This is a genomic window from Burkholderia multivorans ATCC BAA-247, from assembly GCF_000959525.1.
Taxonomy (GTDB): domain Bacteria; phylum Pseudomonadota; class Gammaproteobacteria; order Burkholderiales; family Burkholderiaceae; genus Burkholderia; species Burkholderia multivorans.
Genome location: NZ_CP009831.1, coordinates 913,869 through 939,397 on the forward strand (window position 1 = coordinate 913,869; position 25,529 = coordinate 939,397).

A 25,529-nucleotide genomic window follows, 5' to 3' on the forward strand; every position below is an offset into this window, starting at 1 on the left:
TCGAGGCGGATAACCGCGTCTGCACGCGGTTGCACGCGAATCAGAAATGAAGTTCCGCGACGAACATCGGCACCGATGTCTGCGTGGTCCCCGGTTGTTCCGAAGCCGGCGTGCCGTACATGTTGTGCCAGTACTCGTAGCCGATGCCCGCATAGATCGTGCGCGGATGGCCGACGAACGATCCGACGTCCGCCATGAGATAAGCGCGCGTGAGAAACTCGGTGGTCGTGCGCACGCCGAAGCCATCTTTCCCCTTCGGCCCCGTCACGCTCGCGAAGCCTTTGAACACCAGCGGGACCGGGCCGAGACGGAACGGATAAAGCCACGAACTCTCGAAGTGCACGGCCGGGTTGAAGTGAACGTCGACGTTCGTAATGCCGTCGTGGTTGCTCTCGGTGCGCACGCCAAGCGTCATATTCCAGAAGCCGCGCGGAATCGCGAATTCGATGGTCGCGCCGGCCACGAACATCCGGGCCCGTTCCGCGTAGGCGTCGTTCTTCGTACCGAACTCGTAGCCGAGCGTCACTCCGACGTCGCGGACGAATCCGTACGAAAACTGCCGGTTGAAAATCCTGCTGGCACTGAGCGACACGCGGCCGACGCTATAGACTTCCTGCGCACCGCCGGACCCGGGCGTCGGGTAGCCGTACTGATTCGTCGGGCCCGCCTCTGGGTTGGCCATGTTCGACACGAGGTAGTCGACGTTGAACGCATAACTGCCGTACCGGAATCCACCGGTCGTCGTGAGGAAGCCGATGTTCTGCGTGACCTTCGCCGGTGCGCCTGTCGCCGTTCGCACGCCCGGGTAGTAGAAATTGGTGCCGACGCGGTAACCGATATACGTATCGTTCCATGAGGTCGGCGCACTGACCTGCGCGGGCGGCGACAGCGGTGCAGTCAGCGTGCTCGCCTGCGACAGCGTGACGGGCGTCGCGGACTGTGCCGCTGGGTCGGCTGGCGCTGGTCTTTCGGCCTGCGCAAGTCGTGCGGCGTCGCTCGCTGCGTCGAGGCCCGGTAGTGTTTCGGCTGCATGCGCCGGACCGGCGATACCGCCGAGCACGGCGATGCCGAGCAGCCGCGCGCGGATAGCGGTGGATTTTTTCATGTCTCCTTCCACATTTCGTTGATATGCAGGAAGCGGTCGATTCACGACTCTGAATTTTTCGTAACACGGTGACGGCGCTCGACGATGTCGACGCGCAGGATGGTCGCCGTGGACCGCAATGTATGCGATGCCGGTTTGAATGCCTTTACACAAAAGTTAGATTCGCTGGCACTTTTCTCCGGTATCCGCGTCCGGGTAAATATCAGGTCGCACATGCGCGGAATGTGTGAAACGATTGGCCGTTTTCTGGTCGAACGTTCGAAGTCGCGCGATGAAAGATCAGCATCAAAAGCACAGCAGTAGCGCAAGGCAGACCACGGTGCCGAGGGTCCGGCTCTATGTGGAACGCCCCGAGGACGAGAACTGGTTCGTGCACGTCGGCCACGTGACCGAGCGCGGCCGCTGGCGCACCGAGCCGCATGCGCACCCGGCGTATGGACAGGTGATTTTCGTGTTGCGCGGGCGCGGCGTGATGAACCTGGAAGGAAGCAGCGTGCCATTCGAAGGGCCGTGCGCGCTGCTGCTGCCGACGGAGTGCGTGCACGGTCTGGACTATGAAGTGGACGTGGACCGCTGGGTAGTCACGATCGACGACGCGTATCTCCGCCAGATCAACGCGGAGCTGCGCGAATTCTGCACGCTGTGGTCGGCGCCCCGTCTGATTCCGCTCGCCGGTTCTACGCAAACCGGCATCGAGTTGTATCGGTTGATCGGCGATCTGAAGCGGGAAGCCGAATCGCATGCGGTAGGACACATCGCCGGCACGCGCGCGCTGCTGACGATGCTGCTGCTGTTGCTCGTCAGGGAAGCGCAGCTCGATCAGCGGGTCGCCGACGGTGAAACGCGCAACGACTTTCGCGTTGTCGACCGTTTTCGCAAGCTGATCGATCAGCACTATCAATCGAACCTCTCGCTGCAGGACTATGCATCGATGATGGCGATCTCGCCGGTCCAGCTGCGCGCCGCATGCGCGTCGGCGGTCGCGCAAAGCCCGACGAAGATGATTCGCGCGCGCATCGTGACCGAAGCGAAGCGCAAACTGATTTTCGGCGACATGTCGGTCGAACAGATCGCGTTCGATCTCGGCTTTGCCGATGCCGCGTACTTCACGCGCTTCTTTCGCCGCGAAGTGGGGCAAACGCCGAGCCAGTTTCGTGTGAGCGCCCGCCAGCAGGCGGAAGGCACATTGCCGCAATAAGTCGCGGGCGGCCGGCAGCCGGATGCCGAAAGTCCAGGCGAATCCACGCTTTGTACCGGGACGGCCGCGCGCATCGCGGATAGGCTGCAACCATCGTGCTGGCGGACCGAATCGCGGTCGGCTGCCGGCCGGATGGAGGAGCTCGAAAAAGATGATTCGACGAATTCTTGCGGTCCGCTGGACGGGGCGTGCGGTGACGGCGGTATCGTTGCTGTTCGCCGGCGCGTTCGCGATCGGCTCGTACGCGCACGCTGCGTCGCCGGGCGGCCGCACGCAACTGGTTTATGTGGGAACCCAACAGGCCCGGATTTACGCGCTGCGCTTCGACCCGTCGACGGGTTCACTGGCCGCGATCGGCCCGGTCGCGAAAGGGATCAACGCAACCTGGGTGGAGAGCGACCCGCGAAGACCGGTGATCTACGCGGTCGACGACGACAAGTCGCGGGAAGGAAGCGTTACCGCGTACGCCGCGGACCGGGAAACAGGGGCGTTGACCGAACTGAACCGCGTCGATTCGGCAGGGCGCGGGACGACCCATCTTTCGCTCGACATGCGGTCGCGGACGTTGCTGGCCGCGAGCTACGACAGCGGCACCGTGTCGAGCATCACGCTCGAACCGGATGGCAGTCTTGGCGCGCGCGCGTCGACCGTGCGCGACGTGGGCTCCGGTCCGAATGTGCGCCGGCAGGCCAGCGCGCATGCACACAATGCAGTCGTGGATCCGTCCGGCCGATACGTGCTCGTCCCCGATCTCGGTGCGGACCGCGTGTTCGTGTACGGGTTCGATGCGGCGACGCGCGCACTGCTGCCGGACGATGCCGACCCGCCGCGTACGTTCTCGGCGCCGGCCGGCAGCGGGCCGCGTCATCTCGTATTCGGCCCCGACGGTCGGTTCGCGTATCTGATCACCGAACTGAGCGGCGAAATTTTCGTGCTGCGCTGGGAGGCCGCGCAAGGACGCCTCGCGGCGGTGCAGACGGTGCCGCTCGGCAGCGCTTCATTCGGCGGCACGAAGAGCGGAGCAGAGGTCGTGATCAGCGGCGACGGACGCTTCGTCTACGCACAGGACAGGGCAGAGGACACGCTCGTCGTCTACCGCGTCGATCGCGACTCCGGCGAGCTCAGCGAGCTGCAGCGTATTGCGAGCGGCGGCGCGCGGCCTTGGGGCATGACGCTCGATCCGTCGGGCCGCTGGTTGTTCGTCGCGAATCAGCACAGCGGAAACGTTGCCGTGTTCAGCGTCGATCCGGCTTCCGGCAAACTCGCCGCGACCGGTGCGACAGCGGAGGTGCCGACGGCAGTCAGCGTCGCGTTCGTCAGATGAGTCCGTAACAACGTCCAGGCACGCTCCGAGCGCAGGTCAGTCTCCGTACAGGGGAAAAAAACGGGCAAAGAGCCCGGCTGCTAACGCGTTAACCAATTGCTCCACCGGGACGCCGCATTTCTCAATGGCGTCGCCGTGGCGCATGGGCAAAACTTTCATCGCGTTACAAACAAAAAACGGGTTCCCCGACCCTTCAGGAGACAGCAATAATCATGGGACACAGGACCGCAACTTTCGCGTGCGCGGCGTTGACCTGTATTGCGCCCACGCTGGCGCATGCCGGAGACGAAGCCGCGGCCGACAGCCGATTCGCCGGGACCAGTGCGGTGACGATGTACGGACTGATCGACCAGGGCCTCGAGTACGTCAACAACGTGGCGCAAGGCAAAAACGGCACTACCCACGTTTTCCGCATGGGCGACGGCACTGCGACGTCCTACTTCGGCATTCGCGGCACGGAAGATCTGGGCGGCGGTACCAAGGCCATTTTCGATTTGCAGGGCGGCTTCATGCCGAGCAACGGAAGCTCGAGGCAGGGCGGACGGCTGTTCGGGCGGCAATCGTACGTGGGCCTCGACGGAAGATTCGGTCGCATCACGTTCGGCCGTCAGTACACGATGCGCTTTTATGCGATTTCCTTCATCAATCCGTTCGGCACGGGCGCTCAAGGCTTGACCACGCTCGATAACGGAATCGCAAACGCCCGGGCGGACAACTCGATCAGCTACCGCTTTTTTTACGGCCCGTTCGAAACGGGCGTGAACTACAGCTTCGGTCGCGATGCGGTGAACGGCAATCCCGCCACGGCCGCCGCTGCCAATTGCCCCGGACAAACGACACCGTCGAACGAATGCCGCGAATACTCCGTGATGGCCAAATACGATGGAGGGTTCTGGGGGCTGGCGACTTCGTACGAGCGGAATTATGGCGGCACGTCCGGGACTTTCGGCGGGCTCACGTCGCCGAAGCTCACGGATAGCCGTTTCTCCCTGGGAGGCTACTTCAAGCTCTCCAAGGCCAAGGTTGGCGTGGGCTGGATCAGGCGCGACGACGAGGGCCTCGCCACGCCAAAGAGCAACTTGCTCTGGGTGACGGGCACGGTGCCGGTGACGCCTTTCCTGCATGTGGACGGCATGGTCGCGCAGCTGAAATACGATCACTCGCGCAACAAGGCGCTGGTGTTGGTGTTGCGCGGCGAATACCTGCTGTCGAAGCGCACGCTCGTTTATGTGACGGCCGAACGCATTCACAACTACGGCAATCTCGCGCTCGCGGCGACGACCATTACGGCCGTGCCGACGCCGCCCGCGGGCAGTTCGCAGCTGTCGGTCATCACCGGTATCCGGCATACGTTCTGACGTGAACGCCGCGTAACGTGAACCGCCCCGAACGCGCAGCGCCGGGCGGTTCCCTGTTGTCGGTTGTTCAAACCGGAAGTTTGGCCGCAGCGGCAGCGGCCGACATGTCGGCTACATCCGCGAACGGCTGCTTGTGCCGGAGGATCCCCACGCCGACGAACATGTCCTGCAGATAGCCGATGTCGTCGGGCGTAAGCGTCAAGTCTCGCGAGTACGGTCGGTCTGTCTGGTTGAAATCCCAGATCGCCTGTGCCGATGCGCCGTCGAATCGTTTCTGCGCGCGTTTTCGTGCGTCGAAGAACGCGTCGTGCGACGCAGGGGACATCAGAAATTCGTAGAGTGCGCCGTACGCGGCCATGACCGCCACCATGGCTTCGTGCTTGTCGCGCAGGGCGGCATTCGATGCATAAGCCGTCTGAAAAATGCAGCGAGGCAGCGCTTCCCACAGATTGGCTTCCCGAATCGCCGTGAGCCCGTTGCCGTCGTTGCGGTGCGAAATGCTTGCACAGCACGCGTCGGCTTCACCGTTCACGACCGCCGCATAGCATTGGTCGTTGCTGCCCTTGTCGACGAAGCGGACCTGCGAAGCATCGATGCCTTTTTCCTTCAGCAATTGCAGCATCAGCGTGTGCAGCAGGCCGAGCGCCGGCCCGACCGCGACCGTTTTGCCCTTCAATCCGGCCAGGCTTTCGACCTCGCCGGGCCGCGCGTATACCGTCAGCGCGCATTTGCGCATTCCCGCTCCGACGATCTTCACAGGTGCGCCTCGTTCGATGCGCGACAGCACGCCGTCGTAGCCCGAGACCATGCAGAGGTCCGCCGTACCGGCTTCAATTGCATTGAACGGGCCGGCGACGCCGGGTACCTGCATGATCGACGCGTTCACGCCGAATCGCCGGAAGTAGCCCATTTCATCGATCAACGCGTTAAGGGTTGCGTTTTCGAGGCCAGGGTTGCTGACGATGCGGATCCGCGTGTCGGCGGCCCGTGCGCGCAAGGGTGCGGCTATCCTGCTGGCAGCGACGCTGAGGCCGACGAGACCCGCGTTGCGCAGGAAGCGTCGTCGGGCGAAAGGCTGGGTCATCGGTCGGTCCGCTATGAGTGGTGCGGACCGTAATGTGGCAGAAAGCTGACCACGGAGGCAATTGAGTAAAATGGCCGTTGACTTAACCGGCTGGTGAAGGCTACACAACGGGGGAGAGAACGTGTCAGAGCTCGACTGGTACCTTCAGGTCAACCTGAAAGCGCGGCACATGCATCTCGTCGTGGCGATCGATACCTACCGAAACCTGACGCAGGTAGCAGAAGTCACGCATGTGACGGTACCGGCGGTGTCGAAGTCGCTGGCCGAACTGGAGCGCGGGCTGGGGCTCACGCTGTTCTCTCGCACGGCTCACGGTCTCGTGCCGACGCCATACGGCGAGTGCCTGGTGCGACGCGCGCGCGAACTGGTCGCCATCCTCCATCAAACGCGCGACGAACTGAAGGCGCTGAGTTCCGGAACCGAAGGGAAGGTGCGCATCGGCATGTTGCCGGCGTCGGCTTCCGTGCTGCTGCCGGAGGCGCTCAGCCTGTTGAAGCAACGCTCGCCGGGCACCAACGTGGCCGTGATGGAGGGGACGACGTCATGGCTGCTTCCCGAGCTGTGGCAAGGCCATCTGGACCTGGTCGTGGGTCGTCTGCCGCCGCCGGATACGCTCAGCAGTTTCGTGGAAAAGGAACTGCTCGAAGACCCGGTGACGCTCGTCACCGGCTGTCACCATCCGCTCGCGCGCAGAAAGAGCGTGAAATGGTCGGACCTCGAACCGTACCCGTGGATTCTTCCGCCACCCGGCTCGATCCTGCGTGATCCGCTCGAGCGCGTGCTCGAGGCGCATGGGGTGGCGCTCGCGAACAACTACATCGAAACGCTGTCGATCCATGTGGTGCGCGCGCATCTTCAGGTCTCCGACTGCATCGCCGTGATGGCCGATACGCCCGCCAACGATTCCGCACAGCCGCTGCACACGCTGCCGTTGAGCCTGCCGAGGCTGCTGCGCCCGTCCGGCGTGCTGTGGAATCGCAGCCGCGGTCTCACGCCGAGCGCACAACTCGTGGTGGCATGTCTCGAAGAGGCCGCACCGCGCGTTGCGGCACGCAGCCAGCGGGCGCGCCGATCGCTCAAGTCTGCATGATCGCGGGGGCCGCCGCGGGCGCTTAACCGTTTGCTCAAGCCCGCCGCCATTTTTCTCAATTGATGACCGTTCGCACGCTGGCCAGAATCCGGGTGAGCAGTCATTAATTGGAGACACGACGACCATGAAGTACTGGAGCGCCATTCGCGCTTGCGCGGCATTGATCGGCATGGCCGCCATGGCGCTCGCCACGCAGGCTTACGGTCAGTCGGTCGAGCGCTTCTATCATGGCAAGACGGTGACGCTCGTCGTCAGCGCGGACGCGGGAACCCCCACCGACATCATCGCGCGTCAGTTCGCGCGCTTCTTTGTGAACTACCTGCCCGGCAAGCCGCATGCCGTGGTCATGAACGTCGTGGGCGCGGGCGGCATGGTGGCGGCGGCATCGCTGCAGTCGAGGCAGCCGGACGACGGCACGGTTATCGGTTTTCTGCAGCGCAATAATCTCTACATCCCGTTGCTCGATCCGCGCCAGAACCGCTTCGACCCGCGCGAGGTGCGCTGGCTCGGCAGCCTGAACAAGGTCGACTACTGCATCGTGTCCATGACGCGCTCCGGCGTGACGAGCGCAGCCGACCTCACGAAGAAAAAGATGTACATCGGCGCCACGGGCTTCGCAAACGAAGACCGCACGCTGCCCGCGCTGCTCGACGAGTATCTGGGCGCAAAGATGAGCATCGTGCCGGGATACACGGGACGCGGCGAAGTCTATCTGGCGATGCAGCGGGGCGAAGTGGACGGCTGGGCGTCCACGATCGACGGGCTGCAGCAAGGCGAGCCGGTGCGCATGCTCGCCAGCGGCAAGATGAAGGTGCTGTTGCATCTTGGCTGGACCAGCCCGGCGCCGTTCGCCGACGCGCCGAACCTGAGCGCGTACATCACCGACCCCGACGTGAAGGCGCTCTTCAATCTGTTTTTGCTGCCGTTCGATGCCGGGCGCCCGATTGCGGTGCCGAAGGGCGTGCCCGCGGATCGCCTGAATGCGCTGCGCGAGGCGTTCGCCAAAACGATCGCCGATCCCGCGTTCATCGCGGCGATGAAAAACTCGGGCTTCCCGCCCGATCCGATCGACGGGAACGCGGTGGAACAGATTGTCGGCAAGCTCTATGCGACGCCACGAGCGCAGATCGATGCGGCACGCAAGCTCATCTTCAGTTCGCCCTGAACGCTTAATCAACTCGACGCTGGATAGTCCATGACCCCCGAAATTATCGACATTCATCCGCACATCATTTCGACGGATACCGCACGCTACCCGATCGCGCCGCAGCACGGACATCGCTCGACATGGTCGGCCACGCGTCCGATCACGTTCGAGCAACTCGTTGCCGAAATGGACGAGGCGGGCGTCGCCAAGGCCGCCATCGTGCATTCGTCGACGACCTACGGCCACAACAACGCCTACGTCGCCGACAGTGTTGCACGCGACCCGAGGCGGTTCACCGGCGTGTACTCGTTCGACCTGCTCGCGCCGGATGCATTGAAGACCTTCGACTACTGGCTCGCGCACGGCATGGGCGGCATCCGTCTCTTCACCGGCGGCGCGACGCACCAGAGCGACGGCAGCTGGCTTGTCGACCCGGCGACGTTCCCGATCTGGGAGCGCTGCGCGGAGCTTGGCATGACGATGGCGGTGCAGACCACGCCGGACGGTCTCTCGATGGTCGCCGAGCTCGCGCGGCGCTTTCCGGCAGTCAGGATCGCGCTGGATCACTGCGCGCGGCCCGATATCGAGGAGGGGCCGCCGTATGCGCGCTGCGCTGGTCTGTTCGACCTTGCGAAATACGACAACGTGTACATGAAGATCACGCCGCGTACCTTCGATCTGGCACAAGCAGCGCCCGGCGGCGCCGATGCCTTTTTCCCGCATCTCGTGAAGATATTTGGCGCGGATCACCTGGCATTCGGTTCGAACTATCCGGCATCGGCAGGGCCTTTGAAGAAGCTGATCGATCAGGGGCATGCGTGCTTCGCGAGTCTTACCGACGATCAACGCGCATGGGTCTGGGGCCGCACGGCCAAGATTCTCTACCCGTCGCTTGCCGACTGAAACCGGCACAGGTGGACCCAGCGGTTCGCCCTCTCATCAGGATCACGCATGGAATTTTTCAACGAAGCAACGCTGATGGCGGCAGGCCATGCGCTGACGACGCTCCTGCAATTCAATCGCCTGATCTTCCTCGTGCTGGGGGTGGTGGTCGGGCTGTCGATCGGACTGCTGCCGGGCATCGGCGGGTTGACCGGCTTCGCGTTGCTGGTGCCGTTCACCTACACGATGGACCCGTATGCGGCCTTTGCGATGCTGCTCGGCATGGCGTCGGTCATTACGACATCCGACGTGATCCCTGCCGTGCTGTTCGGCGTGCCAGGCCATGCCGCTTCGCAGGCGACCGTGCTCGACGGCCTGCCGATGACAAAGCGCGGCGAAGCGGCACGCGCCTTGAGCGCGTGCTACACGTCGTCCTTGCTCGGCGGCCTCATCGGTGCGCTGATTCTCGCGATCTCCCTGCCGCTGGTGCGGCCGTTCGTGCTGTCGATCGGCACGCCCGAAATGCTTGCGCTGACGATCTTCGGCGTGTCGATGGTCTCTGCACTGTCGGGCAATGCCCCGCTGAGGGGTGTGGTCGCCGCATGCTTCGGCATTCTCGTGGGCATGATCGGGACCAACGTCGCAACGGGGCAGATGCGCTGGACCGGCAACATCCTTTATCTGCAGGATGGCATTCCGCTCGTGCCGATCATTCTCGGCGTCTTCGCGCTGCCCGAACTGTGCGAGCTGGCGATACGGCGCACGGCAATCGCGCAGAACGTGCAGTTCAGTTCGCGCAGCGGTATGCGCCAGGGCGTCGTCGACGGATTTCGCAACTGGTTTCTGATCGTGCGCTGCGGGGGCCTTGGCGCGGTCCTCGGTGCGGTGCCGGGCATTACCGGTGCGGTGACGGACTGGATCGCGTACGGGCATGCATTGCAGACGTCGAAGGGCGCGCGCGAAACCTTCAGCACCGGCGACGTCCGCGGCGTGATCGCGCCGGAGGCCGCCAACAACGCGCGCGAAGGCGGGAGCCTCGTACCGATGCTGTCGTTCGGCGTGCCCGGCGGTGCAGCACAGGCGATTCTGCTCGGCGCGATGATGGTGCACGGGTTCATCCCCGGGCCGGACATGTTGACGAAACATCTCGACTTCACCTATTCGATGGTCTGGTCGATCGCGCTGGCCAATATTTTCGGCGCGGGCCTGTGCTTCCTGCTGAGCGGGCAATTCGCCAAGGTTTCGACGCTGCGCTACACGCTGATCCTGCCGATCATCATGCCGATCATCTACGTCGGCGCATTCCAGGGTTCGCGCAGCTGGGGCGACCTGTTCGTGCTGCTGATTGCGGGTGTGCTCGGCTGGACGATGAAGCGTCTCAGATGGGCGCGCCCGCCGGTCATTCTCGGTCTCGTGCTGGGCGTGCTGATGGAACGCTATATGTCCATCTCCTATGTGCGCTACGGAGCGAGCTGGTTGACGCATCCGGTCGTGATGGTCTTGCTCACGCTTGCGGCGCTCGTGTTCTTCAAGCCGTTGTTCACTGCGTTGCGCAGCGGCGCACACGCCCGGCTGCGCCCGGGCGCCAGGATCGTCGCGAAACCGGAAGACCTGATGTACGTGTTTTTTATCGGCGTCGGTGCGTACGTCGTGGCCAGTGCGCAAGGCTGGGTGCTGATGGCCCGCATCGGGCCGACGGTCATCGCCAGCATTCTCGTGATCGCGGGAACGTTGAGTCTTCTTTACAAGATATTCGTGATACCGGCTCACGCCGGCGCCGCCGGTGTCGGGGGCGGTATTCACATGGACGTGCCTAGCGATCACGCAGACAAGCTGCCTCCCGGCACCGAGTTGCTGCGTGCCGCGAAGTTTCTCGGCTGGTTCGTGCTGTTTCTTTTATGCATGTCGGTGATCGGTCTCGTTCCGACCGTGCCGGTCATCATCGTCGCGTTCATGCGCATCGAGGGACGCGAGCCGTGGCGGCTCAGCCTGATCGTTGCAGCCTGCGTGACGGCGCTGATCTATGGCGTCTTCGAGAAGATCATTCACATTCCATGGCCGAGCAGCCTCCTTTGAGGACGCAATTTTCACGAAGGATAGACGCATGACGGACAACCGACTTGAACGTATCGACCCGGAACGTGCGAGCGACGATCAGAAGAAGGTGATCGCGAGACTCGGTGAAGGGCGCGGGCGAATTCCCACACCGTTCCACATCTGGCTGCACAACCCGCGTCTGGCCGAAGGCATGGAAATCATCGGCACCCACGTCGACCGCTCGCCTGTGCTGAGCGAGGCGGAAACGGAAGTGGCGATTCTTTCGACAGCGGTGTTCTGGAATGCGCCGTATGTGATCGCGAATCATCGTCGGCATGCGCTGAAGGCAGGGGTGCCGCAGGCGCTCGTCGATGCGATTCTCGACAGGCGCAGGACCGATGTAACCGGACTCGGCGACGATCGGCTCGCGCTCGTGAGCGAGGCCGTGCACGACCTTCTCGCGGGCGCCGCGATCGACGATGCTCGCTTCGCCCGTTACGACACGGGGCTCGGGCGTGCGGTGATCGCCGAACTGCTGGTCACGATCGGCTATTTCACGTCGATTTCGCTCGGCATGACATTTCACGCGCTCGAGCCCAAAGCATGAACGACAAAAAGCCGCGGAGGTAGACGACGTGTCAGCGCTCGACTGGTACCTGCAGATCAATCTGAAGGCGCGGCACCTGCGCCTGCTGGTGACGATCGACACCTACCGCAATCTGACCCAGGTGGCCGACGTCACGCACGTGACGGTGCCGGCGGTTTCGAAATCGCTGGCGGAGCTGGAGCGCGGCCTCGGCCTTACGCTTTTTCAGCGTACCGCCCAAGGCGTCGCGCCGACGCCTTACGGCGAGTGCCTGATTCGTCACGCGCGAGAAATGCTCGCGATCCTGCATCAGACGCGCGACGAACTGAAAGCGCTGCGCTCGGGCACTGAAGGGAAGGTACATATCGGCATGCTCCCGGCTTCTGCATCAGTGCTGCTGCCGGAGGCGCTAAGACTGCTCAAGCAGCGCTCGCCGGGCACCAACGCGATGGTGACGGAAGGCACGACCGCGTCGCTGCTGCCCGAATTGTGGCAGGGCCACCTGGACCTCGTCGTCGGCCGCCTGCCGGCGCCGGATACGCTCGGCAGCTTCGAGGAGAAGGAACTGCTCGAGGAGCCAGTGGTGCTGATGACGGGCCGCCAACATCCGCTTGCACGAAGAAAGACGCTCGATTGGGCCGACTTGCGGCCCTACCCGTGGATCCTGCCGCCGCCAGGCTCGATTTTGCGCGACCCGCTGGAACGCGCGCTCGAAGCGCACGATGTGCCGTTGACCAACAACTACATCGAAACGCTGTCGATCCACGTGATGCGCGCGCAACTCCAGATTTCCGATTTCATCGCAGTAATGGCCGGCACGCCGGGCGGCGACACCGTCCAGCCGCTCCATACGCTGCCGCTGAGCCTGCCTCGGCTGCTTCGGCCGGCCGGCATGCTGTGGAACCGCAACCGGGGCTTGACGCCGAGCGCGAGGTTGATGGTTTCGTGTCTCGAGGAGGCCGCGCTGGGCCTTCGCGCGCGTGAGCAGCCGACGTTGCGGGCCGCATCGCCCGGCAATGCGGGACGCGCAAACGCGGTAGCCGCGCCGCCTTTACCGGATCGTTAAGTCCCGCGCAGCTTAATTCAATAGACGCAAAACCGGCCGGCGAACATCATTGACTGCAACGAGATCGCACGAATAGCCACACCAACGCCGCTGGTTCTGCGATCCGATTGCCCTGGTTTCAAGGAGACTAAATTGAGCAGCAAAGTACACCTGAAGCTCGCCATCGCCGAGTATCCGCATACCGCCGCGATCCGCGACGGTTCGATTCCGATCGAAGGCGTGGAAGCGGAGTTCATCACGGTGAAGCCGCAGATCGGCGCATTCCGCCGCATGGTTCGCGACCTCGAATTCGACGTGTGTGAACTGGCGCCGACGACCTATGTGATCGCCCGGGCGTACGGCGCGCCATTCGTCGCGCTGCCGATTTTCGTCGTGCGACGCTTCCACCACGCGGGCATGCTGGTACGCCCCGACGCAGGCATCAGGACGCCGAAGGATCTGGAAGGAAAGAAGGTCGGCGTGCGCGCCTACTCGGTCACGACGGGCGCCTGGACGCGCCAGGTGTTCATGGACGAATTCGGTCTCGATCCGTCGAAGGTGACGTGGGTGGTCGACGACGAGGAACATGTCACGCAACTGAAGCTGCCGCCGAACGTGATCCACGCGCCGGCCGGCAGTTCGCTTGCGGAGATGATGGCGAACGGCGAACTGGTCGCTGGCCTGCACGGCAACGCCGGCATTGGCCGCACGGGCAATCCGAACGGTGGCTGGAAGGAGGTCGAAGCCCATTACCCGGATCTGGTGCCGAATGCGGAAGAACTCGAAGCGGAATACTACGCGCGCACTGGCGTTTATCCGATGCACGGCACGATCGTCGTGAAGGATTCGGTGCTCGCCGAGCATCCTTGGGTCGCGAAGTCGCTATACGCCGCATTCGACAAGGCAAAGAAGGACTGGCTCGCGAAACTCGATGCGGGGGAGCTCAGCGACAAGAACAGCACCAAGTACCTGGCGCTGCGAAAGATCGTCGGGCACGATCCGTTGCCGTTCGGCATCGACGCGAACCGCAAGACCATCGAAGCGCTTGAAGCGACGGCGTTCAAGCAGGGCCTGACGCCGCGGCGCATGTCGATTGACGAACTCTTCGTCGACCCGCAGGCGTAACGCATCCCGGAGACGACCACCATGATCATCGATTGCCACGGTCACTTCACGACCGTCCCCGCGTCGTTTCGCGAATGGCGCGCGAAGCAGGTTGCGGCCGCGAACGATCCGGCCAATGCACCGTCGCGCGACGGTGCATACGTCAGCGACGACCAGATCCGCGAAGCGATCGGCAACGGACAGCTGAAGCTGCAGAAGGAGCGCGGCTATGACATCACGCTGTTCTCGCCGATCGCCGGCCTGATGAGCCATCACCTCGGCAACGAACGCACGAGCCTGGAATGGGCGGAGATTTCCAACGATCTCGTCTACCGTGTGAGCGAGCTCTTTCCGGACAATTTCGTACCCGTGTGCCAGCTGCCGCAGTCGCCGCTCGCGCCGCCGAAGAACGTCGTTCCGGAACTGCGCCGCTGCGTCGAGCAGCTCGGCTTCGTCGGCTGCAACCTGAATCCGGACCCGAGCGGCGGTTACTGGACCGGCAAGCCGATGACGGACCGCGCGTGGTATCCGGTCTACGAAGCGCTCGTCGACCTCGACGTGCCCGCGATGATTCACGTCGCCGCTTCGTGCAACCCGTGCTTTCACGGCACCGGCGCGCATTACCTGAACGCCGATACCTCGGTGTTCATGCAGATCCTGCAGTCGGACTTGTTCAAGGACTTCCCGACGCTGCGTCTGGTGATCCCGCACGGCGGCGGTGCCGTGCCGTACCACTGGGGCCGTTATCGCGGGATGTCGCTGGAGATGCGCGAGCGGCCGCTCGAAGGGCTGCTGGAGAACGTGTTCTTCGATTCGTGCGTGTATCACCAGCCGGGCGTCGAGTTGCTGACGAAGGTGATTCCATCGGACAACGTGCTGTTCGGCTCGGAGATGATCGGCGCCGTGCGCGGCAAGGATCCGTGCACGGGGCATTTCTTCGACGACACGAAGCGCTACATCGACGCAATCCCGTCGTTGAGCGACGAGGACCGCTTCAAGATCTACGAAGGCAACGCACGGCGCGTGTACCCGCGACTCGATGCGCGGCTGAAGGCACGCGGACTGTAGGCAAACGGCAGGCACAGGAACAGAAACGCCATGACATCAATCGTAGATATTCATCCGCACATTATCTCGGACGACGAGAAGCGCTACCCACCGGCGCCGCTGTTCGGCAAGCGCTCGGAATGGTCGCAGGAACGGCCGAACACCGTTGAAGCGTTGATCAGCGCCATGGACGAAGCCGGTGTCGCGAAGGCGGCCGTCGTGCATTCGTCGACGACGTATGGCTTCGACAACAGCTACGTGGTCGACAGTTGTGCGCGCTTTCCGGATCGGCTCGTTGCCGTCGGCTCGGTCGACATGCTGGGCGACGACGTTGCATCGGTCATCGAAAAGTGGGTCGGCAGCGGTCTGGCGGGGCTGCGCATCTTCACCGGCGGCTCGACGAAGGACTTCGATCCGAGCGAGCTGGAGAATCCGAAGTCGTTTCGCGCGTGGGAGATTCTCGCGGAGCTGAAGCTGCCGATGTGCATCCAGACCGGGCCGATCGGCCTGCCGCAGGTTCGGATGCTGGCGCAGAAGTTCCCGCGCGTGAACATCGTCCTCGACCACCTCGCACGGCCGGACGTCCTCGACGGGCCGCCGTACGCGAATGCTGCGAGCCTGTTCGCGATGGCGGATCTGCCGAACGTCTACCTGAAGCTCACGCCGCGCATTTTCGGCGATGTGAAGAAGGAAAAGGCAAGCGCCGAGACGTTTTTTCCGCGCGTGGTCGAAGCGTTCGGCGCTGCGCGCCTTGCGTGGGGTTCGAACTTCCCGACTTCGCCGGGCACGCTCACCGAAATCCTGGCGACCGCTCAGGACGGACTGCAGTGTCTCAGCGAAACGGATCGCGAGTGGATTTTCGGCAAGACCGCGCTGAAGTTGTATCCGGCGTTGGCATAAGAACGCACATGATTCACCACGGAGACACCCAATGAGCCAAACCCGCCTGAATGGCCTGATCCGCGCGTTCGAATCGGGCAAGCCCGCGTTTGCCGCGTTTTCGAAACTCGACCGGCAGACCGCGATCGACATGAGCGAATCGCCGTACGACGGTCTCGTCTTCGAGATGGAGCACAATCCGTACGACGTCACCGCGCTGGGCGATGCGCTGCAGTACCTGCTGAACCGCAAGGCGATCGCGTCCTCCGGTTCGATTGCACCGAGCGTTACGCCGCTCGCGCGTATCCCGGCGAACGGTGCCGAGATGAACCAGGCGTTCGCCAAGCAGGTGCTCGATCGCGGCGTGTACGGTGTGATCTGGCCGCACGTCTCGACCGTCGAACAGGCCTACAACGCGGTCGCGTCGTGCCGCTACGCGCGACCGAAGAATGCCTCGCTGTACGAGCCGAAAGGCGTGCGCGGCGACGGCCCGGCGAATGCATCGCGCTACTGGGGCCTGACGATAGCCGAGTACTACAAAAAGGCCGACGTATGGCCGCTTGCACCGGAAGGAGAAATTCTCGTGGGCCTGATGTGCGAGAGCACCGAGGCAATCGAGAACCTCGACGACATCCTGACGAACGTACCGGGGATCGGCTTCATCATGATCGGCGAGGGCGATCTGAGTCAGGAGCTCGGCTGTCCGCGCGACTACGACAACCCGATCGTGGTCGATGCGATGCGCCGAATTGTCGATACGTGCAAGCGTCATGACGTCGTAGTCGCGCATCCGCACGTTTCGGCAAAGAACCACAAGCGCGTGCTCGAGGAGGGATACGGCCTGCTGCTGTCCGCGCCGATGCGCAGCTACGGCGTGGTCGGGATGGCGCGTGAGGCGGCGGGCTACTAAATGAACGGCGCGCAAAGTCTCGTCGCGACGTTGGTGGATCAAGGCGTCGATATCTGCTTCGCAAACCCGGGCACGTCGGAGATGCATTTTCTGGCGGCGCTCGAGAACCCGAAAATGCGCAGCGTGCTGTGCCTGTTCGAAGGTGTCGCGACCGGCGCGGCCGACGGCTGGTACCGGATGAAGGATACGCCCGCGTCGACGCTGCTGCATCTGGGGCCCGGCCTCGCGAACGGCCTCGCGAACATCCACAATGCGAAGCGGGCATCGTCGGGGATGGTCAACATCATCGGCGAGCATTCGACTTCGCACCTCAAATACAATCCGCCGCTCACCTCGGATATCGAAGGACTGGCGCGGCCGCTCAGCCACTGGATACGCCGCGCCGATTCGGCGGACACGATCGCGTGGGATACGGCGACCGCCGTTGCGAAGGCTTCGGAGCATCCCGGCAAGATCGCGACGTTGATCCTGCCAGGCGATACGTCGTGGCATCAGGCAACTGCCGCGCTTACGCCGCCGCGCACGGTGGCGGCGCGCAAGGCGCCGAATCCGGCCCGTATCGAGCACGTCGCGAAGGTGCTGCGCTCGGGCGAGCCGACGTTGATCATTCTCGGCAATCGCGCGACGCGCGGTGCGGCGCTCGAACGTGCCGGCAAGGTCGCAGCGGCAACCGGTGCGCGGCTCGGCTCGCAGTTCTTCACCGCGCGCATCGAGCGCGGGGCGGGGCGCGTGCCGATCGAGCGAATCCCGTATGCGGTGCCGCTCGCACAGGCGTTCCTGAAGGATTTCAGGCACATCGTCACGGTCGAGACCCAGGAGCCGGTCGCGTTCTTCGCATACCCGGACAAACCGAGCTTGTTGAAGGCCGAAGGCACGCTCGTGCACACGCTGGTGGAAGCCGACGAAGACAGCGCACTTGCATTCGAGATGCTGCTGGATGCGCTGAATGCGAGAAGCGTCCGGCCGGTGCTGCAGGCGCGCGTGCAAACACCGGTGCCCGAAGGCGCATTGACGCCGCTGAGCATTGCACACGCGCTCTCGGCAGCACTGCCGGAAAACGCGATCGTCGTCGACGAATCGCTGACCACCGGCCGCGAGACGATGGGCCACACGATGGGCGCGGCGCCGCACGACCTGATCAACAACATGGGCGGCTCGATCGGCTACGCGACGCCGGTGGCCACCGGCGCAGCGCTGGCCTGTCCGGAGCGGCGCGTGATATGCATGGTCGGCGACGGCAGCGCAATGTACACGATCCAGTCGCTGTGGACGCAGGCGCGCGAGAACCTGAACGTCACGACGATCATTTTCGCGAACAACAGCTACGCGATCCTGAAGGCCGAGTACGCGAACATGGGCGCAGGAACGCCGGGCGAGCGCGCGCTCTCGATGATCGACATCGACCGTCCGCGCATCGACTGGCTCGCGATGGCGAAAAGCATGGGCGTGCCCGGCGTCGGCGTGGACACGGCGCAGGCCTTCTATCAGGCGCTCGTCGATGCGACGCGCGAGCCTGGACCACGCCTGATCGAGGTTCGGTTATAGCCGACGATAAAAGGATGAAGACCACCGAGTATGGAGAGAGAGCAATGACCACGACACTGACCGGGGTGCCGACCTTGCGCACCAATCTGTCCGAATATGCGGTCACAAAAGCGATGCGCGACGGTCGCGTGAAGTCCGACCTCGTGACGCTCGACTTCTGCGGACCGACGCCCGCGCACAACGGCTTCAAGGCGATGGTGCGCGAGAGCGCATTCGACGCGGGCGAGCTCGCGATCGTCACGTTCCTGCAGGCGAAGGCGTACGGCAAGCCGTACGTGCTGCTGCCGACGCCGATCTCGGGTCGTTTCCAGCATCACTGCGCGGGCTACAACATCGACTTCGGCCATCTCGACCCGAAGGACATCGAGGGCAAGAAGGTGGGCGTGCGCACGTACACGCAGACCACCGCGCTGTGGATCCGCGGCATCCTGCGCCACGAGTACGGCGTGGATCTGGACAAGGTCACATGGATGACGCTGAACGACGGGCATCTGGCCGAGTACAACGATCCGCCGAACTGTCAGCGGCTGCCGAAGGGCTCGTCGATTCCCGAGATGATGCTTCGCGGCGAACTGGCTGCTGCGCTGCTCGGCGAGGATATGCCGAAGGACGAGCGCGTGCGCACGTTGGTGCCGGATGCGCAGCGGGCCGCGAAGGACTGGTTCGCGCGCGAACAGGTGGTGCCGATCAATCACATGTTCGTGGTACACGAGCGTGTATCGAAGGAGCGACCCGACATCGTGCGCGAGATCTATCGGATGATCGTGGAAAGCCGCTCGCTGGCCGAAGGCGTGCCGGCGGTGTTCCCGCCGATCGGGCTGGAAGCGAACCGTAAAGGCATCGAACTCGCGATCGAGTGGGCGCTCGACCAGAAGATTCTGCCGCGGCGCCTGTCGGTGGACGAGTTGTTCGATGACGTGACCGCGAATCTCGGGTAATGGCAGGCAGCGTAGCGCGATAGAACACCAAAAACCGGAGACCGACCCGTGCAGATCATGGGAAAGGAAGCAGTGCGGCCTGAGCGCCGGTGGACCGTTCTGCTGCTGCTCGCGCTGGGGCTGATGATTTCGTTCGTCGACCGCACGAGCATGTCGGCGGCGCTCGCGGATCATCGGTTCGTCGCGCACTTCGCGCTGACGAACGTCGAGCGCGGCTGGCTCGGTTCCGCCATGTTCTGGTCGTACGGCCTACTGCAGATGCCGATGGGCTGGCTCGTCGACCGCTACGGCGTGAAATGGCCTTACTCCGTGTGCTTCTTGCTGTGGTGTCTTGCGGCCGCGGCCACTGGCCTCGTCACCACGCTATCCGCATTGATCCTCGTGCGTCTCGTGATCGGCGCAGCGGAAGCCGTGGTCGTGCCCGCCACCTATCGGTATCTGGCGGACCATTTCGACGAGACCCGCAAGGGCACGGCGCTCGGCATCTATTCGATCGGCGGCAAGATGGGACCGGCGCTCGGCGCGCCGCTCGCCGCGTGGCTGATTGCGGCCAGTTCCTGGAATGCGATGTTCGTGATCACGGGGCTCGCGGGACTGGTATGGCTGCTGCCGTGGCAGATGCTGCTGCCCAACGACTTCCCGTCGCGAGCAGAACTGGCGGCGGCAAAGCGTCGGGCGGCATCGGTGCCACTCGGCAACCTGCTGGCGAGCCCGGTGGTCTGGGGCGGCCTCATCACCAATTTCTGCTACAGCTATTTCGCGTTCTACTGCATGACCTGGATGCCGGCGTATCTCGTCGAACAACGGGGACTTTCGCTGCGGCAGTCGGGGCTCTATACGTTTTTCAGCTTTGCCGGCATTGCGCTGGTGGCTGCGTTGGCGGGATGGGCCGCGGATCGGCTGATCGCGCGCGGCCATGACGCGGTACTGGTCCGCAAGTCGTTCATCGTCGCCGGGTTCGTCGGCGGTACGACCGTGCTTTTCGGCGCATATGCGCCGTCGCTGCAGTCGGCGCTGTTCTGGAACGTCACTTCACTTTCGCTGGTGGGGCTCGTCACCGCAAACAATCTTGCGCTGGTCAAGCTCACGTTGATTCCCAAGCCGGCGGTGGGCCTGAACACGGGTCTGCAGCAAGTGGCGACCAGCCTCGCGGGCGGGGTGTCGGCGAGCCTGTCGGGCTGGCTCTTGCATGTAGGCCACAGTTACACGTTGCCGATGGCGGCGATTTTCGGGTTCCTGTTGCTCGGCGCGACGAGCACGGTGGTGCTGCTGCGGCGCAAGTGGGCGCCGAAGATCAAGGAAAGCGGATGTGAGGAGCCGCAGGACGGGCGGGGCGCACAGGCTTATGCGAACAAAAGCGTCCGCTAGTCGTCTGCTGGCCCAGTTCCTCGCTGCGCGAGCGGGCGCCATCAGCGCGCAGCAGATGCTGATGCTTGCCGTCAGCTGGCACATGTATGAGCTGACGCTGAGTGCGTGGTATCTCGGGCTGGTGGGCCTGTTTCAGTTTGTTCCGGGCCTAGGCACCACGTTCCTCGCCGGCCACTGTGCGGACCGCCTGCACCGCGGGCGGATCGTGGCTGCGTGTCTCGTCGGGCAGGCCGTGGTTGCCGCCGTGCTCGCCGCGGCGACGACGACACAGGTCGTTACACGCGATCTGCTGCTGGCACTGTCTCTCTTACTGGGCGCGATCCGGCCATTCCAGATGGCGGGGCAGCAGGCGCTGCTGCCGATGCTCGTCCCGCAGAACCTGCTCGCGCGCGCGATGGCGCTGAGCACGGTGGTCCAGCAGGTGTGCGTGATCGTGGGTCCTGCGCTTGGCGGCCTGCTGTTCGCGACCGGCATCAACGCGCTTTATCTGACTTGTGCGACGCTTTTTTGCACGAGCGCGGTGATGTATGCCTTGATCCGCTACGAATACGTCGCGCCGCCGCGCGAACCGGTAACGACCGACTCGGTGCTTGCGGGCTTGCGCTTCGTATGGAGCCATCCGTTGTTGCTGGGCGGCATCTCGCTCGATCTGTTCGCCGTGCTGTTTGGTGGCGCCACCGCATTGCTGCCGGTGTATGCGAAGGAACTTCTGCACGTGGGGCCGCAAGGCCTCGGCTTGTTGCGCTCGGCGCCCGCCGTGGGCGCGCTCGCTGTCGGCCTCGTGCTGTCACGCCGGGCGATCGGCAATGGGGTCGGCAAGAAGCTGCTGGTTGCGGTCGCGACGTATGGCGTCTGCATTGCCGCCTTCGGGTTGTCGCGCTCGTTTTTGCTGTCGCTTGCGCTGCTCGCGGTCTCGGGCGCGGCCGACACGGTCAGCGTCGTCGTCCGGCAAACGCTGATTCAGCTCGAAACGCCGGACCGCATGCGCGGACGCGTCGCTGCGGTGAACACGCTCTTCGTTGGCGCGAGCAATCAACTGGGAGAATTCGAATCGGGCTTGAGTGCGACCGCGTTGGGTCCGGTCGCCTCTGTCGTCGCCGGCGGATGTGCGACGGTTCTTGTGAGCATCGCGTGGAGCCGGTTTTTCCGGCCGCTCGCCGAACGCGACACATTGCACGGAGGGAGCGGCACGACTTAACCGAACGCTCAACCCATCGGCAGACGAAGTCAATGGACTAGGTAATTACCCTTAAGGTCTAATACTAACCATGTTGCTGCGGTCGTGCGCGGCTGACGTTTCGTTAGAAGGGTAGGACCATGAACTCGTTGATCAAAGCTGCTGTCATTGCCATCGCCGTCTTCGTACCGGCCATCGGCTTCGCACAATCCACGGCTGCGCTCACACGCGCCCAGGTTCGCGCGGAGCTCGCCGAACTGGAAAGCGTCGGCTATAACCCGCTCGCCGATTGCCCGGCAGGGGAATGCCGTGAAAGCCTTCAGCAGGCAGAAGCGAGGCTCGAGGAGCAACGCAAGGTCGCGACGGCGTATGGCCCGGATCCGAAGGGTACGGCGCAGTCGGGAAAATGACGGTGCGGGCGATCGACGGCTTCCAGCCGACAGGACGGCGAGCGACGTCCACGTTCTTCCCCGCCATCGTCAACCCACCTCCGCCAACACGGCCTCCGCCGCGCGCCGCCCATTCTCCCAATGCTCCGCAATCGCGGCCTTGCCGAACTGGCCGTCCTTGAAGTGCGTCTCGCATTGCGTCCTGCGGTAGTCGACCGGCACGATCCGAAGCGCGTGACGCGGCAGCCGCGATGCGGCGTGCGCCAGCCGAGGATCGTCGGCGATCGCGCGTGCATCGATGCGCTCCAGCGCATGGGCGAGCGTCGCCTGCAGTTCCGAAACATCGCGCCATCCCTGCTCGAACAGCGCCGCCCGGCTCGCCTGCAGGATGTTTTTCTGCCGGATCTCGACATCCGTCATGTTGTCCGGAACGGCGCCTTCGCCGCTCCAGAGATCCGCGCGCAGCACGACCGTCGGTCTGTCCGCGGGCGCCGTTTCGACGATGCGCTTCAGCGGCAGGCCCGCGGACAGCGAACCGTCCCAGTACCATTCGTCGTCGATCTTCACGGGCGCAAACCACGGCGGCAGCGCGCTCGATGCAGCGATGCGCGTCACGTCCAGACGCGTGTCCCGATTGTCGAAAAAATGCGCGTCGCCGCTCGCGACGTGCGTAGCCACCACGCTCACGCGCGTACTGCTTGCATTGAGACGATCGAAATCGCACAGTGCCGCGAGCGTGCGCAACAGCGGCTGCATGTCGAACACGCTCGCGTTGGCCGGGTTGCCGTTGCCGCGCAGCACGGGCACCACGAGCCGGCGGCTGAAAAAGCCCGGCAGCCCGGCCATCATCGCGTAGCCTTGCTCCGCTTCCGCGAGCGCGCGCCGCATCGTCGCATCGTCGATGAACGGCAGCAGCCAGCCGACCGATACCGCATGCGACAAGCCGTCGGGGACCGAGATCGCATCCCAGAACGCGCGCAGCCGCTCGATCCTGCAGGCAGGCTCGTTGCCAAAGAACAGCGCCGCGTTGATCGCGCCGATCGATGCGCCGCAGCACGCATCGATGTGCACGCCGGCGGTATCGAGCGCCTCGAGCACGCCCGCCTGAAACGCGCCGATCGCGCCGCCGCCTTGCAGGGCGAGCGCGACATGTGGCCTATGATCTTCAGTGCTGGCTGATGTCTGCATGGGGGTTCCTTTGACCATCGTTTTGCAAGCGCGGTGCGAACAACGAAGACGACGCGACCGCGCCGTTCGCCCGCATGCGAGCCGCAAGCGCCGTGCCGCCGGCCGGCGCGCTATGTGTCCTCACGTGCCGATGTGCTTCCCACGTTGCGATTGCGCGGCTCGGCATCGAGCACATGTCGCACGCGACCCGCAACGAACGTGCGCACGTTGCCATCGGGAAACAGGATCGCGACCTGCTCGTCGGTCGCCATGACGACCTCGCCGACACCGAATCGCGCGACGCGCGCTTTCTCTCCACGGGACCATCCGCGCGTCTGCTCGGCCACGCGCTCGGCACGGCGGCGCGCGATCGCGGCCGGCGAATGCACTTCGGGTAGCGGCTCGACATGCGGCGGATGCAGGCAGTTGTCGCAAGTGCCGCAGCGTTCGATCTTCGTGTCTTCCTCGTAGTACTCGAGCATCAGTCGCCAGCGGCAGCGTCCGCTTTGCGCGTAATCGATCATCTGCTGCAATGCCTTGCGATCGCGTTCGCGCATCTGCTGGAATTGCTCTGCGGCCGCCGGAATCGCGTCGCGCAGTTGCGTCGGCGCCGCGCCCTTGCGCAACCGGTAGCGATGCTGGCGGTCGCGCTGAACGATGCGCGCGTCGATCAGCATCGCGAGCGCGACGTCGAGCTTGCCGGACGGAACGTCCGTCAGCTTTTCCGCGAGCGCTTTTCCCGACAGCGGCGTGCGTGCCGGTCCAGCCGAGGGCGACGCGGCTTCCTGCTGCGCGTCGCCGGTCGCTGCCGCGATCGCATCGAACACCTGCAATACCAGTGCGGCATCGGGATACTTCCCGGCGAGGAAGAACTGCTGGATGCGGCGATCGTTGAGGTCGAACAGCAGCACGCAGTCGGCGGCTTCGCCGTCGCGCCCGGCGCGCCCGGTTTCCTGGTAATACGCGTCCAGATTGCCGGGGATCTGGTAGTGGATGACGAAGCGGACGTCCGGCTTGTCGATGCCCATGCCGAAGGCGTTCGTCGCGACGATCAGGCGCGCGTCGCCGTTCATGAAGCGGTCTTGCTCGTCACGGCGTTGCCTGGCCGGCATCCGCCCGTGGTAGCGCGCGACGCTTTCGCCGCTCGCCGCCAGCCACGCCCATACGCGTTGCACGTCGCGCACGGTCGCGACATAGACGATGCCCGCGCCCTGCAGTTCGCCGATCAGATCGAGCAGGCGCTGCTGCTTGAGTTCGAGCGCGCGCGCGGCTTCGCGGCGTCCGTGCCCGCCGCCGGTGTGTACGACGCGGTAGTGCAGGTTAGGCCGGTACGTCCCGGTACGCACGATCGTGGGGTCGCGCAGCCGCAGTGCGTGCACGATGTCGTCGACGACCTCGGGCGTCGCGGTGGCCGTCAGCGCCAGGACGGGCGGGCCGCCGATCGTGTCGACGGCATGCGCGATGTCGAGAAAGGCCGGCCGGAAATCATGGCCCCACTTCGACACGCAGTGCGCTTCGTCGACGACGACGAGTTCGACCGGCACGCGCGTGCCGCCCGCGAGCACGTCGACGAACGCGGGCTGCGCGAGTCGTTCCGGCGTCACGAAGACGATTCGCGTGCGGCCGTCGCGCAACGCCTGCAACGCCGATTGTTCGTCCTTGCGCTTGAGGGTGCTGTTCAGCAGCAAGCAGTCGATGCCGAGCGCATGCAGCTTGTCGGCCTGATCCTTCATCAGCGAGATCAGCGGCGAAACGACGAGCGTCACGCCGTTCAGATGCAGGGCCGGCAACTGATAGCAGAGCGACTTGCCGGCGCCGGAAGGCATCGTGGCCAGCGTATCGCGCCGTGCAAGCACGCTGCGGATGATGGCCTCCTGTCCGCCGCGCAGGCGGCCAATCCCGAATCGCTCGCGCATCGTCCTGCGCAGGTCGCGCAGCCGTGTATCCAGCGTCATCTGCATCCCCGTCCGTGAAGGCGGGAAGGCTGTCGCAAGGCGCGTGCCGCACGCAGGAGCGCGCGCCACCACGCCGGCTATGCAGCGGTCGCGCTGGCGCAATTTTTGCGGCGGCGCGATTGCGGGACAGCGCGAATTGTCTGTTTGCGGCGGTTTGCGTACGCTTGCGCGGCAACCCTTGCCGCGGGCAGCGA

The 25,529-nt window shown here is 64.3% G+C and carries 22 protein-coding genes; 18 read left to right on the forward strand and 4 right to left on the reverse strand.

Annotated elements, in window-relative coordinates:
* Nucleotides 1-40: 40 nt before the first annotated feature.
* Entirely contained in the window at nt 41-1,258 is a 1,218-nt protein-coding gene (locus NP80_RS06380) for a RodZ family helix-turn-helix domain-containing protein (protein WP_045593254.1), read from the reverse strand.
* A 166-nt stretch (nt 1,259-1,424) separates the two neighbouring features.
* Between NP80_RS06380 and NP80_RS06385 the strand changes: the two genes are divergently transcribed.
* The 3 genes from NP80_RS06385 to NP80_RS06395 all read left to right on the forward strand — a co-directional run bounded on the left by NP80_RS06385 (nt 1,425) and on the right by NP80_RS06395 (nt 4,985).
* Entirely contained in the window at nt 1,425-2,303 is an 879-nt protein-coding gene (locus tag NP80_RS06385; protein ID WP_226823151.1) for a helix-turn-helix domain-containing protein, read from the forward strand.
* A 151-nt stretch (nt 2,304-2,454) separates the two neighbouring features.
* Nucleotides 2,455-3,627, forward strand: coding sequence for a lactonase family protein (locus tag NP80_RS06390; protein ID WP_006403956.1), 1,173 nt, complete (start codon nt 2,455-2,457; stop codon nt 3,625-3,627).
* 212 nt (nt 3,628-3,839) lie between these two features.
* The gene (locus tag NP80_RS06395; protein ID WP_035946601.1) at nt 3,840-4,985 is read left to right on the forward strand and encodes a porin; all 1,146 of its coding nucleotides are present in this window, start codon (nt 3,840-3,842) and stop codon (nt 4,983-4,985) included.
* A 67-nt stretch (nt 4,986-5,052) separates the two neighbouring features.
* Here the strand turns inward: NP80_RS06395 and NP80_RS06400 are convergent, their stop codons facing one another.
* Complete coding sequence (locus tag NP80_RS06400; RefSeq protein ID WP_006409883.1) at nt 5,053-6,069, reverse strand: ABC transporter substrate-binding protein; 1,017 nt, start codon at nt 6,067-6,069, stop codon at nt 5,053-5,055.
* Nucleotides 6,070-6,190: 121 nt separating this feature from the next.
* Here NP80_RS06400 and NP80_RS06405 point away from each other — a divergent pair, with 121 nt between their 5' ends.
* From NP80_RS06405 to NP80_RS06475, 15 genes are all read left to right on the forward strand, one after another.
* A complete protein-coding gene (locus NP80_RS06405) occupies nt 6,191-7,159 on the forward strand; it encodes a LysR substrate-binding domain-containing protein (protein ID WP_006399677.1) in 969 nt (322 codons plus the stop codon).
* Between the two features lie 124 nt (nt 7,160-7,283).
* Nucleotides 7,284-8,324, forward strand: coding sequence for a Bug family tripartite tricarboxylate transporter substrate binding protein (locus tag NP80_RS06410; protein ID WP_006403953.1), 1,041 nt, complete (start codon nt 7,284-7,286; stop codon nt 8,322-8,324).
* A 30-nt stretch (nt 8,325-8,354) separates the two neighbouring features.
* Nucleotides 8,355-9,209, forward strand: a complete 855-nt coding sequence (locus NP80_RS06415) for an amidohydrolase family protein (RefSeq protein ID WP_006403952.1) — start codon at nt 8,355-8,357, stop codon at nt 9,207-9,209.
* Nucleotides 9,210-9,284: 75 nt separating this feature from the next.
* Nucleotides 9,285-11,264: a tripartite tricarboxylate transporter permease gene (locus NP80_RS06420; RefSeq protein WP_236698872.1), complete on the forward strand. Its 1,980-nt coding sequence runs from the start codon at nt 9,285-9,287 to the stop codon at nt 11,262-11,264.
* On the forward strand, nt 11,212-11,832 hold the full coding sequence (locus NP80_RS06425) for a carboxymuconolactone decarboxylase family protein (RefSeq protein WP_223852651.1): 621 nt from the start codon (nt 11,212-11,214) through the stop codon (nt 11,830-11,832). The genes NP80_RS06420 and NP80_RS06425 overlap by 53 nt, the downstream gene beginning before the upstream one ends.
* Nucleotides 11,833-11,860: 28 nt before the next feature.
* Nucleotides 11,861-12,877 (forward strand): LysR substrate-binding domain-containing protein, encoded by a 1,017-nt coding sequence (locus tag NP80_RS06430; protein ID WP_006403949.1) that lies wholly within the window; start codon nt 11,861-11,863, stop codon nt 12,875-12,877.
* A gap of 132 nt (nt 12,878-13,009) precedes the next feature.
* Complete coding sequence (locus NP80_RS06435; protein ID WP_006409881.1) at nt 13,010-13,981, forward strand: ABC transporter substrate-binding protein; 972 nt, start codon at nt 13,010-13,012, stop codon at nt 13,979-13,981.
* Between the two features lie 21 nt (nt 13,982-14,002).
* The gene (locus tag NP80_RS06440) at nt 14,003-15,028 is read left to right on the forward strand and encodes an amidohydrolase family protein (protein WP_006403948.1); all 1,026 of its coding nucleotides are present in this window, start codon (nt 14,003-14,005) and stop codon (nt 15,026-15,028) included.
* Between the two features lie 30 nt (nt 15,029-15,058).
* Nucleotides 15,059-15,907, forward strand: coding sequence for an amidohydrolase family protein (locus NP80_RS06445; protein ID WP_006403947.1), 849 nt, complete (start codon nt 15,059-15,061; stop codon nt 15,905-15,907).
* 31 nt (nt 15,908-15,938) lie between these two features.
* Nucleotides 15,939-16,796: an HpcH/HpaI aldolase family protein gene (locus tag NP80_RS06450; protein ID WP_006403946.1), complete on the forward strand. Its 858-nt coding sequence runs from the start codon at nt 15,939-15,941 to the stop codon at nt 16,794-16,796.
* Entirely contained in the window at nt 16,797-18,341 is a 1,545-nt protein-coding gene (locus tag NP80_RS06455) for an acetolactate synthase large subunit (RefSeq protein WP_006403945.1), read from the forward strand.
* Between the two features lie 44 nt (nt 18,342-18,385).
* Nucleotides 18,386-19,279 (forward strand): type 2 periplasmic-binding domain-containing protein, encoded by an 894-nt coding sequence (locus tag NP80_RS06460; RefSeq protein ID WP_006399688.1) that lies wholly within the window; start codon nt 18,386-18,388, stop codon nt 19,277-19,279.
* Nucleotides 19,280-19,327: 48 nt separating this feature from the next.
* Nucleotides 19,328-20,647: an MFS transporter gene (locus tag NP80_RS06465; protein ID WP_006399689.1), complete on the forward strand. Its 1,320-nt coding sequence runs from the start codon at nt 19,328-19,330 to the stop codon at nt 20,645-20,647.
* Nucleotides 20,625-21,845: an MFS transporter gene (locus NP80_RS06470; RefSeq protein WP_006409896.1), complete on the forward strand. Its 1,221-nt coding sequence runs from the start codon at nt 20,625-20,627 to the stop codon at nt 21,843-21,845. The genes NP80_RS06465 and NP80_RS06470 overlap by 23 nt, the downstream gene beginning before the upstream one ends.
* 119 nt (nt 21,846-21,964) lie before the next feature.
* Nucleotides 21,965-22,234 (forward strand): DUF4148 domain-containing protein, encoded by a 270-nt coding sequence (locus NP80_RS06475; protein WP_006399691.1) that lies wholly within the window; start codon nt 21,965-21,967, stop codon nt 22,232-22,234.
* Nucleotides 22,235-22,303: 69 nt separating this feature from the next.
* Here the strand turns inward: NP80_RS06475 and NP80_RS06480 are convergent, their stop codons facing one another.
* The gene (locus NP80_RS06480) at nt 22,304-23,401 is read right to left on the reverse strand and encodes a patatin-like phospholipase family protein (protein ID WP_006409876.1); all 1,098 of its coding nucleotides are present in this window, start codon (nt 23,399-23,401) and stop codon (nt 22,304-22,306) included.
* A 110-nt stretch (nt 23,402-23,511) separates the two neighbouring features.
* Entirely contained in the window at nt 23,512-25,341 is a 1,830-nt protein-coding gene (locus NP80_RS06485) for a RecQ family ATP-dependent DNA helicase (protein WP_006409884.1), read from the reverse strand.
* Between the last annotated feature and the right edge of the window lie 188 nt (nt 25,342-25,529).

Coding starts and splice junctions, on each gene's coding strand:
- NP80_RS06455 (WP_006403945.1), top strand. CDS start 16,797: ATGAACGGCGCGCAAAGTCTCGTCGCGACGTTGGTGGATCAAGGCGTC.
- NP80_RS06415 (WP_006403952.1), top strand. CDS start 8,355: ATGACCCCCGAAATTATCGACATTCATCCGCACATCATTTCGACGGAT.
- NP80_RS06410 (WP_006403953.1), top strand. CDS start 7,284: ATGAAGTACTGGAGCGCCATTCGCGCTTGCGCGGCATTGATCGGCATG.
- NP80_RS06480 (WP_006409876.1), bottom strand. CDS start 23,401: ATGCAGACATCAGCCAGCACTGAAGATCATAGGCCACATGTCGCGCTC.
- NP80_RS06425 (WP_223852651.1), top strand. CDS start 11,212: ATGGCGTCTTCGAGAAGATCATTCACATTCCATGGCCGAGCAGCCTCC.
- NP80_RS06450 (WP_006403946.1), top strand. CDS start 15,939: ATGAGCCAAACCCGCCTGAATGGCCTGATCCGCGCGTTCGAATCGGGC.
- NP80_RS06460 (WP_006399688.1), top strand. CDS start 18,386: ATGACCACGACACTGACCGGGGTGCCGACCTTGCGCACCAATCTGTCC.
- NP80_RS06470 (WP_006409896.1), top strand. CDS start 20,625: ATGCGAACAAAAGCGTCCGCTAGTCGTCTGCTGGCCCAGTTCCTCGCT.
- NP80_RS06420 (WP_236698872.1), top strand. CDS start 9,285: ATGGCGGCAGGCCATGCGCTGACGACGCTCCTGCAATTCAATCGCCTG.
- NP80_RS06395 (WP_035946601.1), top strand. CDS start 3,840: ATGGGACACAGGACCGCAACTTTCGCGTGCGCGGCGTTGACCTGTATT.
- NP80_RS06400 (WP_006409883.1), bottom strand. CDS start 6,069: ATGACCCAGCCTTTCGCCCGACGACGCTTCCTGCGCAACGCGGGTCTC.
- NP80_RS06445 (WP_006403947.1), top strand. CDS start 15,059: ATGACATCAATCGTAGATATTCATCCGCACATTATCTCGGACGACGAG.
- NP80_RS06475 (WP_006399691.1), top strand. CDS start 21,965: ATGAACTCGTTGATCAAAGCTGCTGTCATTGCCATCGCCGTCTTCGTA.
- NP80_RS06485 (WP_006409884.1), bottom strand. CDS start 25,341: ATGCAGATGACGCTGGATACACGGCTGCGCGACCTGCGCAGGACGATG.
- NP80_RS06440 (WP_006403948.1), top strand. CDS start 14,003: ATGATCATCGATTGCCACGGTCACTTCACGACCGTCCCCGCGTCGTTT.
- NP80_RS06390 (WP_006403956.1), top strand. CDS start 2,455: ATGATTCGACGAATTCTTGCGGTCCGCTGGACGGGGCGTGCGGTGACG.